12 protein-coding genes are annotated in these 15,374 nt (G+C 64.2%); 6 read left to right on the top strand and 6 right to left on the bottom strand.

Annotated features, from left to right (window positions below):
- Window positions 1-883: 883 nt before the first annotated feature.
- The gene (gene ygiD, locus AB3G31_RS06115; RefSeq protein ID WP_367849307.1) at window positions 884-1,747 is read right to left on the bottom strand and encodes a 4,5-DOPA dioxygenase extradiol; all 864 of its coding nucleotides are present in this window, start codon (window positions 1,745-1,747) and stop codon (window positions 884-886) included.
- 79 nt (window positions 1,748-1,826) lie between these two features.
- Between ygiD and AB3G31_RS06110 the strand changes: the two genes are divergently transcribed.
- Complete coding sequence (locus AB3G31_RS06110; protein WP_367849306.1) at window positions 1,827-3,398, top strand: FAD-dependent oxidoreductase; 1,572 nt, start codon at window positions 1,827-1,829, stop codon at window positions 3,396-3,398.
- An 87-nt stretch (window positions 3,399-3,485) separates the two neighbouring features.
- On the top strand, window positions 3,486-3,914 hold the full coding sequence (locus AB3G31_RS06105; RefSeq protein ID WP_367849305.1) for an Hsp20/alpha crystallin family protein: 429 nt from the start codon (window positions 3,486-3,488) through the stop codon (window positions 3,912-3,914).
- 40 nt (window positions 3,915-3,954) lie between these two features.
- Here the strand turns inward: AB3G31_RS06105 and AB3G31_RS06100 are convergent, their stop codons facing one another.
- From AB3G31_RS06100 to AB3G31_RS06085, 4 genes are all read right to left on the bottom strand, one after another.
- Entirely contained in the window at window positions 3,955-5,421 is a 1,467-nt protein-coding gene (locus tag AB3G31_RS06100; protein ID WP_367849304.1) for a subtype B tannase, read from the bottom strand.
- A gap of 85 nt (window positions 5,422-5,506) precedes the next feature.
- Window positions 5,507-6,802 carry a gallate dioxygenase gene (locus tag AB3G31_RS06095; RefSeq protein WP_367849303.1) on the bottom strand — a complete coding sequence of 432 codons (1,296 nt, stop codon included), beginning with the start codon at window positions 6,800-6,802 and terminating at the stop codon, window positions 5,507-5,509.
- A gap of 79 nt (window positions 6,803-6,881) precedes the next feature.
- Complete coding sequence (locus tag AB3G31_RS06090; RefSeq protein ID WP_367849302.1) at window positions 6,882-8,555, bottom strand: tannase/feruloyl esterase family alpha/beta hydrolase; 1,674 nt, start codon at window positions 8,553-8,555, stop codon at window positions 6,882-6,884.
- Between the two features lie 127 nt (window positions 8,556-8,682).
- Window positions 8,683-9,582 carry a LysR family transcriptional regulator gene (locus AB3G31_RS06085; RefSeq protein ID WP_367849301.1) on the bottom strand — a complete coding sequence of 300 codons (900 nt, stop codon included), beginning with the start codon at window positions 9,580-9,582 and terminating at the stop codon, window positions 8,683-8,685.
- A 176-nt stretch (window positions 9,583-9,758) separates the two neighbouring features.
- On the opposite strand from AB3G31_RS06085, the gene AB3G31_RS06080 reads away from it, so the two are divergent.
- Complete coding sequence (locus AB3G31_RS06080; protein WP_367849300.1) at window positions 9,759-11,075, top strand: MFS transporter; 1,317 nt, start codon at window positions 9,759-9,761, stop codon at window positions 11,073-11,075.
- Window positions 11,076-11,146: 71 nt separating this feature from the next.
- A complete protein-coding gene (gene pip, locus AB3G31_RS06075) occupies window positions 11,147-12,097 on the top strand; it encodes a prolyl aminopeptidase (protein WP_367849299.1) in 951 nt (316 codons plus the stop codon).
- Window positions 12,098-12,187: 90 nt separating this feature from the next.
- On the opposite strand, the gene AB3G31_RS06070 is transcribed toward pip, so the two are convergent.
- Window positions 12,188-12,589 (bottom strand): RNA-binding protein, encoded by a 402-nt coding sequence (locus AB3G31_RS06070; RefSeq protein ID WP_367849298.1) that lies wholly within the window; start codon window positions 12,587-12,589, stop codon window positions 12,188-12,190.
- An 817-nt stretch (window positions 12,590-13,406) separates the two neighbouring features.
- Between AB3G31_RS06070 and AB3G31_RS06065 the strand changes: the two genes are divergently transcribed.
- On the top strand, window positions 13,407-14,828 hold the full coding sequence (locus AB3G31_RS06065) for a UbiA family prenyltransferase (RefSeq protein ID WP_367850299.1): 1,422 nt from the start codon (window positions 13,407-13,409) through the stop codon (window positions 14,826-14,828).
- Complete coding sequence (locus tag AB3G31_RS06060; RefSeq protein ID WP_367849297.1) at window positions 14,825-15,190, top strand: hypothetical protein; 366 nt, start codon at window positions 14,825-14,827, stop codon at window positions 15,188-15,190. The genes AB3G31_RS06065 and AB3G31_RS06060 overlap by 4 nt, the downstream gene beginning before the upstream one ends.
- The last annotated feature ends 184 nt before the right edge of the window (window positions 15,191-15,374 follow it).

Genomic DNA, 15,374 nt, shown 5'->3' with positions numbered 1-15,374 from the left:
TTACTGGTGTGTAAGCTGATGGTGCTGGACTGGGAGCTGGGCTGGGTACTGGGCTGGGAGTTGGGGTAGGAGCCGGTGCCGGGGTAGGAACCGGTGCCGGTGCCGGGCTAGGAACGGGAGAAGGCGCAGGGCTCGACGCCGGGCTGGGAGCGGGCGCGGGACTGGGTGTTGAACTAGGGGCCGGGCTTGGACTCGGACTAGGTGCAGCATCAGGGGTTGTGCTTGGTCCGGGACTTGGCGCTGGTTCTGCAGCAGGACTTGCTGCTGGGCTGGGACTCACTTCTGCGACGGTAGTAGTACTGGAAGCAGCGCTTGGTTCCGAAGGCCCTCCACTCCCACCTCCACAAGCGGCCAGAAATACCGAGCACAAAGCGATCGACATTGACCGACTTTTGCCCACATTCAGATTTATCAAAGAGGGATCAGGCTGATTCATAGATTTCTCAAATTGGTGTTCTTAATTAAAGTCTTCAAAAATTGTATGCAATAAGAAAGTAAATAATTTTTGAATTCAATGCAATTTGATGTTAGCTTATGCCAATAAAAAACAACACCACCTTCAGCACAATTATCAACAATATTTTGCATACAAAATATTGTTGATTTTTTGATAAATGCAGCTTTTTGTGATGGAGAAACCCACTGTTTTTCACCTATTCGCATCGGGAGTTACAGAGTTTTCATATGTTGTCGAAAAGCTCTGCGACCCGTTAGACGCGCTACTAGCAGCGCGTATGCGGTAGCAGACAAGTGCCACCAACGTACCCAGCCGCCCAACTCCGGTACCCTGACGCACACTTGGTTGTGGGCACCACCACAGGAACGTCCAGCATGGGGTGCCGTGCGGGGTTGACTACCGACACCCGCTGTATCGATCCAAACGCTACCCGAACCGCACCGAGCGCATCGACAGCGTGGCCTCTTCAAAGCCCTGGAACGGGAAGCTGATCTTGTCGGCCTCGGTGCTGGCTCCCAGGGCGTAGAGCAAGGGCAGATAGTGTTCGATGCTGGGGTGGGCCATGCGCCACAGCGGGTGTTGGGCCTTGTCTTGCGCCAGCAGGATGGGCATGTCGCGCTGCAGCAAGGCCGCAGCGGCCATGCCGTCGAATGTTTGCGCCCAGTCGTACACCGGGGTGTCGGGTGCGTCGGTGGCCAGGCGCAGGTTGTGCACGATATTGCCGCTGGCCAGCACCAGCACGCCCTCGTTGCGCAGTGCGCGCAGCCCGGTGGCCAGGGCCACGTGCCCGTCCATGCGGATGCGGGTGGGCATGGCCAGCTGGAGCACGGGAATATCGGCCTGGGGGTAGAGGTGGTGCAGCACCGTCCAGGCGCCGTGGTCCAGGCCGCGCTGGCCGTCTACCGCGGCATTCGGCAGGCTGCGGGCGAGCTGCCGGGCCAGCGCGGGCTGGCCGGGGCTGGGGTAGCGTACCTGGTAGAGCGCCTGGGGAAAGCCGCCAAAGTCGTAAATCGTCTCGGGCTGGGCGGTGGCACTGAGCATCGGCTGCTCGGCCGCCCAGTGCGCCGACACCACCAGAATCGCCCGGGGCCGCGGCAGCTCGCGCCCCAGCTGGGCCAGGTGCCGGGTGAAAGGCGTGTCGCGCAGCGCATTCATGGGCGAGCCGTGGCCGATGAACAGCACCGGCATCTTGCCGCGCGCGGGCGGCTGGGCAGCTGCGGCGGCCGCTTTGGCCAGCGGGTGGGCGGCGATCAGGGCCAGGGCGGTTTGGAAGAGGTGGCGGCGGGTCATGGCGCGGTGGGAGTGCGGCGGGGGAAGATAGTTCCGGGCGGGCGCTGCCTATACTGGCCGCCGCAGCCCTACCCCTTCCATGCACCGCCGCCACTTCCTTGCCACCACCGCCCTGCCCTTGCTGGGCTGCGCGCCCACCCAAGATATCACCGGCGGCTTCACCGGCATCCACCATGCACGCGGCCACCTGCTGCGAGAGGCGCGCGCCTGGCCCGCGCCCAACACCACCCGCCGCACCGACGTGCTGATTGCGGGCGGCGGCGTGGCGGGGCTGGCGGCGGCGCGGGCCTTGCGTCTGAAGGGCGTGGAGGACTTCGCGCTGCTGGAGCTGGAAGATAGCGCGGGCGGCAACAGCCGGGGCGGCAGTGTGGGTGGCATCGCCTGCCCGCTGGGCGCGCACTACCTGCCGGTGCCCGGCGACGATGCGCCAGATGTCCAAAACCTGCTGGAAGAACTGGGCCTGCGCCAGCGTGTGGCAGGGCGCTGGGTCTTTGATGAACGCCACCTGTGCCACAGCCCACAGGAGCGCCTGTTTCTGCACGGCGCGTGGCAAGACGGCCTGCTGCCGCTGCAGGGCGTGGACGCGGGCACGCTGGCGCAGTACCGGCAGTTTGCCGGGTTGGTGGCGCAGTTACGCCAGCAGGCCCACTGGACGATTCCCTTGCAAAATCAGCCTCTAGCGCCCATTCAAAAAGCGCTGGCAGCTATCACTTTCGCAGCATATCTGGACCAGCACGGTCTGCAAGATTCTTACCTGCGCTGGTACCTGGACTACTGCTGCCGCGACGACTTTGGCGCGGGCACGGCCACGGTGTCGGCCTGGGCCGGTATCCACTACTTCGCCAGCCGCCATGGCTTCCATGCGCCCGGCACCGACAACGCCGAGCGCGACGGCGTGCTGACCTGGCCCGAGGGCAACGCCTGGCTGACCCGGCGCCTGGCCGCGCCCCTGGGCGATCGCCTACACACCGGGCAGGTGGTGCTGCGCATCGCCGAGACCCGCCAGGGTGTGGAGGTGGATGCGTTCGACACCGCCAGCCAGACGGTGGTGCGCTGGCAGGCCCGCAAGGCCATCGTCGCCCTGCCGGTGTTCATCGCGGCGCGGGTGGTGCAGAACCCGCCTGACTTTCTGGCCCAGGCCGCCGCCCGCACCACCTACGCGCCCTGGCTGGTGGCCAATATCCACATTGACAAGCCGCTGCACGACCGCCCTGGCCCGGCCCCCAGCTGGGACAACGTGCTGTACGGCGCGCCCGGCCTGGGCTACGTGGATGCCATGCACCAAAGCCTGCGGCCTGTGCCCGCCGCCACGGTGCTCACCTACTACCGCGCGCTGGGCGATGTGCCCCATGGCCGCCAACAACTGATGGAAAAAACCTGGTCCGCCTGGCGCGACGCGATCCTGGCCGAGCTGGCCACCGCCCACCCCGACCTGGCCGGCAAAACCACCCGCGTGGACATCACCCGCTACGGCCATGCCATGGCCATCCCCACCCCCGCAGTTGCAAGCCAAATCGGCCTCCAGCGCTTATCCGTTGAGCGCAAGCAGCTACTAAAAACGCAGCGACTGGATTTTGCGCACAGCGACTGGGCGGGGTACTCGGTGTTTGAGGAAGCATTTACGCGGGGACACCACGCAGGCGGCTCTTGAAATCTGTGCGCACGGATGCCAAATTAACCGTGCGGTGGTTTACAGCGTTCACCACCGACTTATCAACCTTCCATTCAGGAGAGCACCATGAATGCATTGACAAGCCGCAGCAACAACCTGTTTGACGATTTCTTCCGCGATATGGCCCCCGGGTTTTTCATCCGACCGCTGCACGGAGACCCCCTGCCTTCGCCCGCACAGATCAAGGTCGATGTGCAGGAAGACGGCGAAGCCTACAACGTGGTGGCCGAGTTACCGGGTGTTAAAAAAGAGGACATCCAGGTGTCGGTCGAGGGTAGCACCGTAACCCTGCGCGCCGAAATCAAGCAGGAAGACCAGCGCAAAGATGCCCGCACCCTGCGCAGCGAGCGCTACTTTGGCGCGGTGGTCCGCAGCTTCCAGCTCCCGGTGGAGGTGGACGCCAGCCAGGCCCAGTGCCAGTACCAAAACGGTGTGCTGACCGTGGCCTTGCCCAAGAAGGCCAATAGCAGCGTCCAGCGCCTGACCATCAACTGACCCATCCACTGGTCATTGGGGGCCGGGCTGGGTAGACCGGTTACGGCGCGGTGCTGATCCGCGCCATCCAGGCGAACAGCTCAGCCAGGTCGTAGTCGCCGCTGTGCGGGCGGTCCCAGGGCAGCGCGAAGTCCACCGCGTAGCCCTGGTTCTGCAAGGTAGTGGCCAAAATCACCGGGATGGCCAGCGACGTGTCGCGGTCTTTGGTGCCGTGGCGGATGCGCCAGTGGGCCGCCGTGCGGGCCACGCCAATGTAGGCCATCGCGTTCATCTGCTTCACCGTTTGCGCATCGGCCTGGATCGCCCCTGGTGCCGTGTTGCGCTGGGTGGCCCAAGCGGTGAAGTGCTGCTTGTCCACACTGGGGGTGCCGAACAGCTGGTTCTCGCCGCTGCCCAGGTCCAGCGCGTCGAAGGCGGGGGGCAGCTTCATGCGCCCAGCAGTGCGCACGTAGGCATCCCAGTCGATGCCGCGCACCACGCCACCCTGCACGGTGAGCCAGGCCAGGCCGGACAGGTCGGTGCCCGCGTTGAGCGCAGTCTGCGCAGAGGCGATCACCAGCGACTGCACATACGCCTGGAAGCTGCCGTTGCCCGCACTGTCCAGCGCCAGCGGCTGGCCCTGCGGGTCGCGCAGTGCCAGGCTGTTGAGGTAGGCGGGAAACTGCGCTTTCAGCGCAAAAGACAGGCTGATCTGCTCGGCCCCCAGGCTGCCCGCCACCTCTTTGCGCTGGACCTGGAAGTCGAGCATGGAGATGTCGATCTTCTTGTAATCATTCACCCCGTTGAACAGCCACTCATAGGCGCTGTCGGCATGCTCCAGGTTGGTGATGGGGCAGTAGGCCGATACGGCAAAGATGTCGTCGCGCACGTCGGCTGCGCCCAGGGCTGCCAGCGCGGCGGCGTAGTCGGGGCTGTTGCCGCTGGCCCCCAGCAGGGCCGACAGCGCGCCGCCCGCACTGGTGCCGTTGGAGATGATTTTCTCGGCATCGCCAGGCATGCGTGCGTCAAAGAAACGCAGGTAGCGCACGGCGGCTTTCAGGTCGACGATGGCCGCCGGGGCTTTGCCGGTGGGCGTGGTGCGGCCCCGCGCGCCGGGCGAGGCGACGACGAAACCTTGGGAGAGGGCCATGGCGATGGTGCTGGCCCGCGCGCCCTCGCCGGGGGAACCCGTGCGTGCTGTGGGAGTACCTGGCATGGCGGGCATGTAGCCGCCGATCTGGTTGGGCAAAAAAATGGGTGCCGTCTGCGCGGTGAATGGGCCCACCGACTGGCCGTGGAAATAGGCCTCGGGCACGTAGATGTTGACGGCCTGGTACGCCGCCTCCACCGGGCGGGCCACGGTGACGAGGTTTTCGTACGCCCGCACCGTGAAGGTCTGGCCCGCCACCGTGAGTTGCTGGGTCTGGTAGTGGCTGGGGTCGAATTGCATAGGCGGGGTGGATAGCTGGGGCGTGCCGCACGCCACCAGCAGGCAGGCGGCCAACGTTCCGAAGAAGGGGAAATGCATGGTGGGAGGATTATGGCCAGTTTTAAGAAAAATCAGCCCCCCGTGCTTATTCCATAAGCACAAGCAGCTATAAAAACATGAGCACTCAGGGGTTTGCCGGTGCGTCCCAGGCCAGCGACGTGGCGTCACCACCGGCCACCGAATACAGCGCGTTGGGGGCGTTGCGGGTTTGCTGGAACACCTCCAGCGCCTCGCCGCGCATGGCGGCATAGATGTGCAGGTTGGACACGCCCACCACCGCGCCCAGCTTTTCCAGCAAGAAGAACACCACGCCGTAGTGGATCAGGCCGCGCCAGTCGCGCCGCTGCAGCAGATCGCACTCCTCGGGTGTCAGCCCCGCCTCGGCCATGCAGGCACCGGGGTCTGCCAGGAAGCGCTGGCGCTGCGCGGGCACCACCAGGCCGTGCAAAAAGGTGTTGAGCCGGAAGGCTTTCACGCTGCGCTGCAGGTTGAAGGGGTAGCTGCCTTGCAGGCGCTCGGCTCCGGCCAGTTGCACCGCCATGGCCTGGCGGTGCCGCTCCACCTCGCCCGCAATCACGGGCCCGGCCAGGTTCTCGTACACCGCCGCGGCGATGCCGGTCATGGACGGCAGGTAGTAGGCCTGGTGCAGCTTGCGCACCTGGGACGACAAGGCGCCGCGCATGGTCAGCCACATCATCACCTCTGCACCCTCCACGCCGCCCAACTCGGCCAGTTCGGCGTGGGTCAGCGAGGCCAGGCGCTCGGGGTCGTTCTCGAACAGCTCCAGGAACTGCATGTCCCAGGGTGTGTTGTTGAAGCCTGCGCGCTCGCCGTGCACCTGGTGCGACAGGCCGCCGGTGGCCACGATGACCACGCGCAGGTCGTCTGGATAGCTCTCGATGGCGCGGCGCAGGGCCTGGCCCATTTTGTAGAAGCGCCGGGCGCTGGGCACCGGAAACTGCAGAATGCCCATCTGCAGCGGCACGATGCGCACCGGCCAGCCATTTGCATGCTCCCACAGCACCGACAGTGGCGAAAAGCAGCCGTGGTCCAGCGGCTTGCCCTGGAAGAACGACATGTCGAACTCTTCGGCCATCAGCGACTGGCCGATGTGCGCGGCCAGCGCCGGGTGCCCATCGATGCCCGGCAGATCGCGCGCGCCGCCACCCTCGTCGGCCACCTCGAAGCGCTCGCCCACGCCCAGCGCAAAGGCCGAATAGTGGTCCAGAAAGAACGAGGTGATGTGGTCGTTGTAGGTAACGATGGCCACATCCGGCTTGACCTCGGCCAGCCATTGCTTGACCGGCTCCAGCGCCTCGAAGATGGGGGCCCACACCGGGTCGGCCTGCTTGTCGCGGTCGAAGGCGAAGCCGATGGTAGGGGTGTGCGAGACGGCGACGCCGCCGATGATTCGTGCCATGGGGATGCTCCAAGAGTGGGGTTTCAAAACTGCAAAATCCCTGCCCGCCCGTAGGCAGGCAGGGGACGGTCAGCACGCTTTACAGCGGGGCTGGCGCGTAGGGGGTGAACATGTCAGTGCCCGCCCAGTCCGGCGTGACGGCGTTCACCAGGGCCGCGCTGCTGCGGTAGCTGCTGGCCTGGGTGGCGTCGCCGGTGCCGTTGTACTTGGCCACGGCGGGGTACGGGTAGACCGGGCGGCTGTTGGTGACGGCGGCAGTGGTCGCGTCCGTGCGGTAGGTGGTGATGGCGGTGGGGGCCTTGCCCTGCAGCACCCAGTCGTCGATGGCGGTCAGCATGTCCATATTGGGGTTGCCTTCGCCGCCGCCGCAGTGGGCCACGCCGGGCACCAGGTACATGCGCATGAAGCCGTCCATCGCCGTCTGGCCCATGGTCTTTTGCATCGCCTCGTAGTAGGCAATGGTGTTGATGGGCGAGATGTGCTGGTCGGCCCAGCCGTGCCACAGGATCAGCTTGCCGCCCGCCGCCTTGAAGGCCGACAGGTCGGGGTTGGTGGCATCGTTCAAGGCGTGGCGGGGGCGCAGTTGGCTGTAGAAGGCCTCGGTGAATTCCAACTGGTCCAGCGTGGGTGGCGTAGCGTCGGTGAAGATCAGATTGCGCGCACCGCCCACAATCATCTCGCTGAACACCCCGGTGGAGGTGGCGCTGGCGGGCACGAAAACACCCGTCCAGCCCAGCTCCGAGCCGTACTGCGGGCCACCCACCAGGATGCGGCGGTTGCTGACCGGGTCGCGCGGGCCGTTGTAGAACTGGGTGGCCGTGGCAACTTCGGTGGCGGTGAGGCAACTGCTGGTGTCGCTGGCTCCGGCGGCGCACTGGATGGTGGCCGGGTCGAAGTGGCACTGGCGCGGGTCGCTCAGGATGCCGTCGGTCTGGCCGTCCAGCGCATCGCAGGCGGCCACCACGGCGGTGTGCAGCAGTGCGACCTTGGCCGGAAACAGCACCAGGTTGCCAGTGCTCAGGCCGGTGTCGCGGTTGGACCGGGCCAGCCAGCCGTGGTGCAGCGAGTTCTGCACGTTGAACAAAAAGGCCGGTGCGCCCACCACAATGCCGTTGTAGTCGGTGGGGTAGCGCTGGGCGGCCATCAGGCCTTCGCGGCCGCCGTCGGAGCAGCCCACAAAATAGGCCTGCTTCTGCGCCTGGCCGTAGTAGGCCTGGATCAGCTTCTTGGTGGCTTCGGTGGTGATGTGCACGCCGCGGTAGGCAAAGTCCACCCGGCGCTGCGCGTCCTGCGACCAGTTGGCCTCCGACCCGGTGTGGCCCATGTTGGTGGACGACAGCACCAGGCCGCCCTGCTGGGCGATCGGGCAGCCGTAGGCCTGGCCAGGGGTGGCGCTGGCATCGATGCTGCCGCACAGGCCGCCACAGCCCATGTGGGCGTAGCGCTGGGTCCAGGTGTCTACCGGCAGGCGCACCCGGAAGCCCACCGCCGGGGCGAGCGTGCCCTCGACGGTGCAGAACTTGACGTTGCTGCCGTTGATGGCCAAGGTGCCTTCGGTGGCCGAGGTGATGGTGCTGCCCACGCCGCCGATGGCGGTCAGGTCGGTGCTGGCCAGGCTGGCGCAGGCGGCGGTGGGTTTGACGATGGCCAGCGCGGGGGTCTGGGCCGCCGCGGTGTCGCCGTCGCCGCAGGCCACGATGGCCAGGCTCAGGACGGCTGCAATGGCAGCGCCCCATAGGGTTTTGATTTTCACGTTGTCTCCTCCAGGTTGTGGGTGCAGGCCGCGGTACGGCAAGCTGCGGGCGGATTGTGCGAACCGCCCGGCCACTTGGGGAGACGTTGGTTTCCGGCGCGTGATACCGCGCGGTTATCGCAAGCGGCTAGTGCTTGTCGATATGGTGCGCGGCCCGGTGCAGGTGGGTGAGCAGATGGCGCAGCACCGGCGACACGGCCGAGTCGCTGCGCAAAATAGCCCCCACCTGCAAGGGGTAGCCTTGCTCCGCAATGTCGATGATGGAGATGAACTGCGCCACCAGCGGGTGCTCCGCAATCTGCCGTGGCATCAGCGCCACGTAGTCGCCCGAGCTCACCAGGGCCAGCAGGGCCAGGGTCGAATTCACCACCGCCCCCACCCGCGGCGGCGTGAGCTGGTGGCGCTCAAAAAACAGCTTGGCGTAGCCCGAATCGCTGTTGGGGCCGGTGTACACCCAGCGGGCGGTTTGCAGGTCGGCCAGCCTGCGCGCCTTCAGCCAGGGGCTGCCCTTGCACACGGTGGCCACCATGCTGGTGTGCATCAGCGGTTCGACATAAAACTCGCCGGTGGACAGGTCGTCGGGGATGCCGCCGACCGTCACGTCCACCTCGCCCGAGCGCAGCTTTTGCAGCTGTGCCATGTACAGCTCTTCGCTGACCCGCAGCTTGACTTCGGGGAACTCCTGGCCGAAGGTGCGCAGGGTTTCGGGGATCAACAGCATCACCGCCAGGGGCACCGCGCCGATGTGCAACTGGCCCACCATGCGGCCACCGATCTGGTTGATCTCGTCTACCGCCGCCGCCAACTCGCGCTCGACTTTCACGGCGCGCTCGTACAGCACCTTGCCCTGGGGCGTGGGCACCACGCCGCGCGAGGTGCGCAGCAGCAGGGGCGCGGCCAGCTCCAGCTCCAGCTCGCGGATCATCTTGGTGATGGCGGGCTGCGAGGCCGCCACCCGGCGGGCCGCGCCGCGCAGGCTGCCCTCTTCGATGGCGGCTACCAGCACGTTCAGGGTGGTCAATTTCATGGGCGTTTCCGGTCTGTGTCTGCTGGCCAATATACCGATACCCATGGGTTATCGCGCGTCGAATCCTGGCATCTTTTAGGCATCGCGTGCCGTCCCCATAATTCGCCGCTCTGGGGGGCATGGGCCTGGCAACGGCCCCGCGTCCCCCCTGAAAACCACTACAAAACGGAGACTTTATGGCATCGGCTTCTACCCTGGACATCCGGGACTTCATCAACACACGCGCACTCTCCACCCCGCAGTGGATGCTGGTGCTGCTGTGCTTTTTCATCGTGGCGGTGGACGGCATGGACGTCGCCATCATGGGCTTCATCGCCCCGTCCATCATTGCGGAGTGGCATATTTCGCGGCCCGCGTTCGGGCTGGTAATGGGCGCCGCGCCCATCGGGCTGGCCGTGGGCGCGCTGGTGGCGGGCTCGTCGTCCGACTGGTGGGGCCGGCGCAAGGTGCTGCTCGGGTCGGTGCTGGGTTTTGGCGTGTGCACCCTGCTCACGGCCTATGCCCACAACACCACCGAAATGGCCTTGCTGCGCTTTCTGACCGGGCTGGGCCTGGGTGCGGCCATGCCCAACACCACCACCCTGCTGTCCGAATACGTGCCGGATCGGCGCCGGGCCTTTCTGGTGGCCACCATGTTCACCGGCTTCAACCTGGGCTCGGCCATGGTCGGCTTTATGGCGGCGGCCCTGATTCCATCGCACGGCTGGCAATCGGTGCTGCTGGTCGGCGGCATGCTGCCGCTGGTGCTGCTGCCGGTGCTGTTTGTCTTTCTGCCCGAATCGGCCCGCTTCATGGTGGCCCGCAACCACCCCGCCGAGCAGATCCGCAAGGTGCTGGCGCGGGTCTGCCGGGCGCCGTTGGACCACGTCAAGGCGTTTGTCTCGGGCGAAGCCGAGGTCAAGACGCGCCAACCCATCGCCGTGCTGTTCCAGCCGGGCTATGCACTGAAAACCATCACCCTGTGGACCACCTACTTCATGGGCCTGCTGGTGATTTACCTGACCACCAGTTGGTTGCCCACCATGATGAAGGACGCGGGCATGTCGATCGACCGGGCGGCCAACGTGACCGCCATGTTCCAGCTGGGTGGCACGGTGGGTGCGCTGTGCGTGGGCTGGCTGATGGACAAGACCTCGCCCAACCGGGTGATCGCGGGCGCCTACTTGCTGGGTGCCGTGGCGCTGGTGGCCATGGGCCTGAACGGGCTGATGTCGGCCTCCATCGTGCTGATGGTGGTGATGGTGGGCTTCTTCCTGAGCGGTGCACAGACCGGCCTGAACGGCTTTGCCCCGGGCTGCTACCCCACCATCGCCCGGGCCACCGGCGTGAGCTGGATGCTGGGCATCGGCCGCCTGGGCAGCATTCTGGGCTCGTCGATTGGCGGCGTGCTGCTGAGCCTGGGCTGGGGCTTTGAAGGCATCTTCTCGGCCTTGGCCGTGCCTGCCATCTTGGCCGGTATCGCCATTCTGGTGAACCGCGCAAGCCGCAGCTGATTTGGCGTTTAAACTGGCTTGTCGTGCTTATTCCATAAGCACGACAAGCTATGAAAACAGGAGTAGACGCCATGCCCCAGCCCTTCCCGCCCATCGAGCCCTACCGCTCCGGCACCTTGCCCGTGGATGCCATCCACACCCTGTACTGGGAAGAATGCGGCAACCCCGAGGGCGTGCCGGTGCTGTTTCTGCACGGCGGGCCGGGCTCGGGCATATCGCCCCGGCACCGGCAATTTTTTGACCCCGCCCACTACCGCATCGTGCTGTTCGACCAGCGCGGCGCGGGCCAATCGACGCCGCTGGGCGAGGTGCGCAACAACACCACCCAACTGCTGGTGCAAGACATCGAGCAGCTGCGCCAGATGCTGGGCATTGCCCAGTGGCTGGTGTTTGGCGGTTCCTGGGGTTCGACCCTGGCGCTCGCCTACGGTGAGACGCACCCCGAGCGCTGCACCGGCTTTGTGCTGCGCGGCATCTTCCTGTGCACGCCGCCAGAGATCGACTGGTTCCTGAACGGCATCCGGCACTTTTTTCCCCAGGAACACGCAGCCTTTGCCGGGCACATTCCGGCAGCCGAGCGCGGCGACCTGCTGGCCGCCTATGTGCAGCGCCTGTTCAGCGACGACACCGCCGAGAACCTGGCCGCCGCCCGCACCTGGAGCCGCTACGAGGGCAGCTGCCTGCACCTGCTGCCGCGCCCCGAGGTGGCCGAGCAGTTTGGTGCCGACGCGGTGGCCCTGGGCGTGGGGCGGCTGGAGGCGCACTACATGCGCAACGGCGCGTTTTTCACCGACAACCAGCTCATCCGCAACGTGGACCGCATCCGCCACCTGCCCGCCGTCATCATCCAGGGCCGCTACGACGTGGTCTGCCCGCCCTGCTCGGCGTGGGCGCTGCACCAGGCCTGGCCGGAAGCGTCTTTCCAGGTGGTGGAAGATGCCGGCCACGCAGCATTTGAGCCCGGCATTGCCAGCGCGCTGGTGGCGGCAACCGAGCAATTCAAACGCGACGGCACGCTGTAGCACCCTGCGCATGAAATCGACCGCTTGCGCTTATTCCATCAGCGCAGGAAGCTATAAAAAATAGAGCACGGATGGGCGCTGCCCGGCAGCTCAGAGCAGGTCTTCAATCACCAGGGTGCGGTATTTCTTGGCACAGGAAAACGGCACGCTGCGTGCCACCGCCATCACCGCGTCAGAGTCTTTGGCCTTGGATGCATAGACCATCAGGGCGCAGTGCCCTTGGCGGGCCAGCTCCACATACTCTCGCACGCTGGCCCCTTCGGCCCCCACCGAGGGCAAAGGATCATCGGCCCCGGCAATGGTGTGGAGCAGCTGGTCCAGCACGGTTTGCGCGGTCAGCAGCAGTGTGGGCTTGCCTGGGTTTGCCGCGGGCAGCTCCGCCGCCACGTACTTCGCATCTTCCAGGCGAGGAAACATCAAGAAAACATAGCCCGTGGGGTAGAACGCGCCACCCATTGTGAGCATGTCGCTGGTGAGTTCAAAGTCTTGCATTTGGCCCCCGCTGTGTTGTTTCACAGACCGATATTAGCGCCACGGGCGCAGGTTGTGGGGCGGTCAGGAGGCATCTGGCGCGGGGCAGCATCGCCGGCTCGCCTGGCAAAAATTGGCGAGCAGCAGGTCGACTTTTGCCCAGACATAGAACCACGGTGCTGCTTGGCTTGGGCTTCAAGCGCCAGCGCCTTGTCGCCTTGTGGTTGTGTGCACCGCGTTTGTGCGACCCACACCCAGCCTCTGCCCGCCGCTACGGCCCAGGCGGGACGATCCGCCCGGACTTCAGGCCCGCAGGTCAGCTCGCCCCCGAGGGCGTGGCAGCCTGCGCAGACAACCTTTCTCGGCGTCCGTTCGGTGGGCGAAATTCGCGCGCGCCAATCTACGAGTCTGCGCAAGGAAATAGTGCCTAGATTGCGATTTATCAATGTATGCCGATATGCAGTTGGCATACTGAGGTTACGAAATGCAACTCACGGTGCGGGTAACGGCGGTAGGTGCGTCTTTTGGAATCGGCGCTGGGGTTCTACTCCCGAACGAGACAGCGTTGCGGCGCTGTTTCGCCGTACACGAATGCAATAGAAACCATTCCCGAAATTGAAGGAGTGAACAAGGTGCCACATTGCAAGTTCAGCGCAGCCCGCCCGCCTGCCACTGCATGCACCGTATGGCATTGCTGTGTGCCATCCATTGGTTTCCAGGGCAGGCTATGGGCTGAAGCCCGCCGGAGTTTGCAGTGAGAACCGCTCCGTTGCATGACTTGGAAGCGATCGGAGGCCGTAGCAACCAGCCCCACGAGGATGGAGGCCTTGCAACCTTGGTGGTTGATCTGGACGGCACGCTGACACCCACCGACACCCTGGTCGAGTCCATCATCCAGGTCGTCAAGCAGTCTCCGATCAACTTCCTGCGTATGCCGTTTTGGCTTTTAGGTGGCCGTGCCGAATTGAAAAAACAGGTGGCAGCCAGATCGTCTATCGCGCCTGCATTGCTACCTTACCGACAGGATTTTTTGTCTTTCCTACAGGCAGAAAAGAGCCAGGGTCGCAGAATTGTTCTGGCCACGGCCGCGCACCACTCCATCGCCACAGGCGTAGCTACGCATTTAGGTTTGTTTGACACCGTGCTGGCCACAGACGGTTACGACAACCTCAAGGGCATCGCCAAATTAGAAGCCATCAAAAACGAGGTAGGTGACGACTTTGTTTATGCCGGGGACAGCGCGGCCGATCTTCCGATCTGGCAGGCGGCAAAGGCGGCGATTCTGGTCGGAGCGGTGCCGGGCCTGGCCGTCTCCATCCGAAAGCAAGTCCCGATTGAAAAGGAGTTTCCTGGAGAAAGCGGCGGGTTTGCACTATGGATCCGGGCATTGCGGGTACACCAGTGGCTGAAAAATCTGCTGTTGTTCGTGCCACTGCTCACAGCGTTCAGCTTCACCCACATCGCCGCTTTGGTCACTATGGTGGTCGCTTTTTTGGCATTTTCCTTGGCTGCGTCGGCCACCTACCTGGTCAACGACCTCTGGGACCTGGAAAGTGACCGCGCCCACCCACGCAAACGCCTGCGCCCTTTTGCCAGCGCCCGAATTCCCATACAACACGGTATCGCGATGTCGGTATTCCTGATGTTGGCTGCTTTGGCGATGGCCTTGGCGATCTCTACAGGGTTCTTCTGCATTCTGGTTCTCTATGTGGCCCTTACCAGTGCCTATAGTTGGATGTTGAAGGGCTATGTACTGGTGGATGTCATCATGCTCTCGGTACTCTATACGCTGCGCATCCTCGCAGGATCGGTCGCTATTGGGGTCACCACCAGCTCTTGGCTACTGGCGTTTTCAATTTTTATGTTCTTGAGCCTGGCCCTGGTAAAGCGCTGCTCGGAACTGGTATCGCTCGAGCTAGCCGAAGGGGAAATCACGCGTGGCCGCGATTACCGCGGTACCGACTTGGTCGTCCTATGGCCGCTTGGACTCGGGGCCGCACTGTCGTCTGTGGTGGTGTTCGGTTTGTTCATCAATTCACCAGATACCCAGGCACGGTATGCCACGCCGGCCCTTCTATGGTTGGTCGCGCTAGGTTTGATTTACTGGCTGGCACGCCTGTGGATCAAGACCTCGCGCGGCGAGATGCACGACGACCCCGTCGTATATGCCATCAAGGATTTCGGGAGCCGGACAACCGTCTTCACACTGGTCATGATCGTGTTGATAGGACGCTTCGCCACCTTGGAGTTTCCGCTATGAGTACGCTGGCCATAGCGCTGTCGAGCATTGTTCTATCGGTCCTGGCCCAGTTTGCGTTGAAGGCGGGCATGTCCAGCAGCGATGTGCGTGAAGTCATGGCCCAACCCCTGGCCTTGCGGACCCTTGCCGTGGTTCTGAGCAACAAGTTGGTACTCAGCGGCTTTTTCCTGTATGGCCTTGGCGCCGTCATCTGGCTGGGCGTGCTGTCCAAGTGGGACGTCAGCAAGGCGTATCCGCTGGTCGGACTAGGTTTTGCACTCACGGTGCTCATTGGTCTACTGGCTGGAGAGCATGTAACGCCAATGCGAGGCACTGGCGTGGCACTCATTTGCGCCGGGGTTTGGATCGTAAGCCGCAGCTGACGGCTGTTTTCTGTCCCATCCGCAACGATGCTCCAACGTGGTTCGATGGGTATCTCAACCTGACCTATTTGAAAGTTTTTATGACATTCATTAAGTCTCGACTGACCGACTCACCCCGATATCGGAACCTATTTTTCATGGCCTGCGTAGTGGTAGCAACAACCGTCTCTATAACCACCACAGG

This window comes from Rhodoferax sp. WC2427 (genome assembly GCF_040822085.1).
Taxonomy (GTDB): domain Bacteria; phylum Pseudomonadota; class Gammaproteobacteria; order Burkholderiales; family Burkholderiaceae_C; genus Rhodoferax_B.
This window is presented reverse-complemented; position numbering and strand designations above follow the sequence as displayed.

Bases quoted from the DNA above. Each gene is read 5' to 3' on its own strand.
- ygiD (WP_367849307.1), bottom strand. From the start codon at position 1,747: ATGACCCGCCGCCACCTCTTCCAAACCGCCCTGGCCCTGATCGCCGCC.
- AB3G31_RS06110 (WP_367849306.1), top strand. From the start codon at position 1,827: ATGCACCGCCGCCACTTCCTTGCCACCACCGCCCTGCCCTTGCTGGGC.
- AB3G31_RS06105 (WP_367849305.1), top strand. From the start codon at position 3,486: ATGAATGCATTGACAAGCCGCAGCAACAACCTGTTTGACGATTTCTTC.
- AB3G31_RS06100 (WP_367849304.1), bottom strand. From the start codon at position 5,421: ATGCATTTCCCCTTCTTCGGAACGTTGGCCGCCTGCCTGCTGGTGGCG.
- AB3G31_RS06095 (WP_367849303.1), bottom strand. From the start codon at position 6,802: ATGGCACGAATCATCGGCGGCGTCGCCGTCTCGCACACCCCTACCATC.
- AB3G31_RS06085 (WP_367849301.1), bottom strand. From the start codon at position 9,582: ATGAAATTGACCACCCTGAACGTGCTGGTAGCCGCCATCGAAGAGGGC.
- AB3G31_RS06080 (WP_367849300.1), top strand. From the start codon at position 9,759: ATGGCATCGGCTTCTACCCTGGACATCCGGGACTTCATCAACACACGC.
- pip (WP_367849299.1), top strand. From the start codon at position 11,147: ATGCCCCAGCCCTTCCCGCCCATCGAGCCCTACCGCTCCGGCACCTTG.
- AB3G31_RS06070 (WP_367849298.1), bottom strand. From the start codon at position 12,589: ATGCAAGACTTTGAACTCACCAGCGACATGCTCACAATGGGTGGCGCG.
- AB3G31_RS06060 (WP_367849297.1), top strand. From the start codon at position 14,825: ATGAGTACGCTGGCCATAGCGCTGTCGAGCATTGTTCTATCGGTCCTG.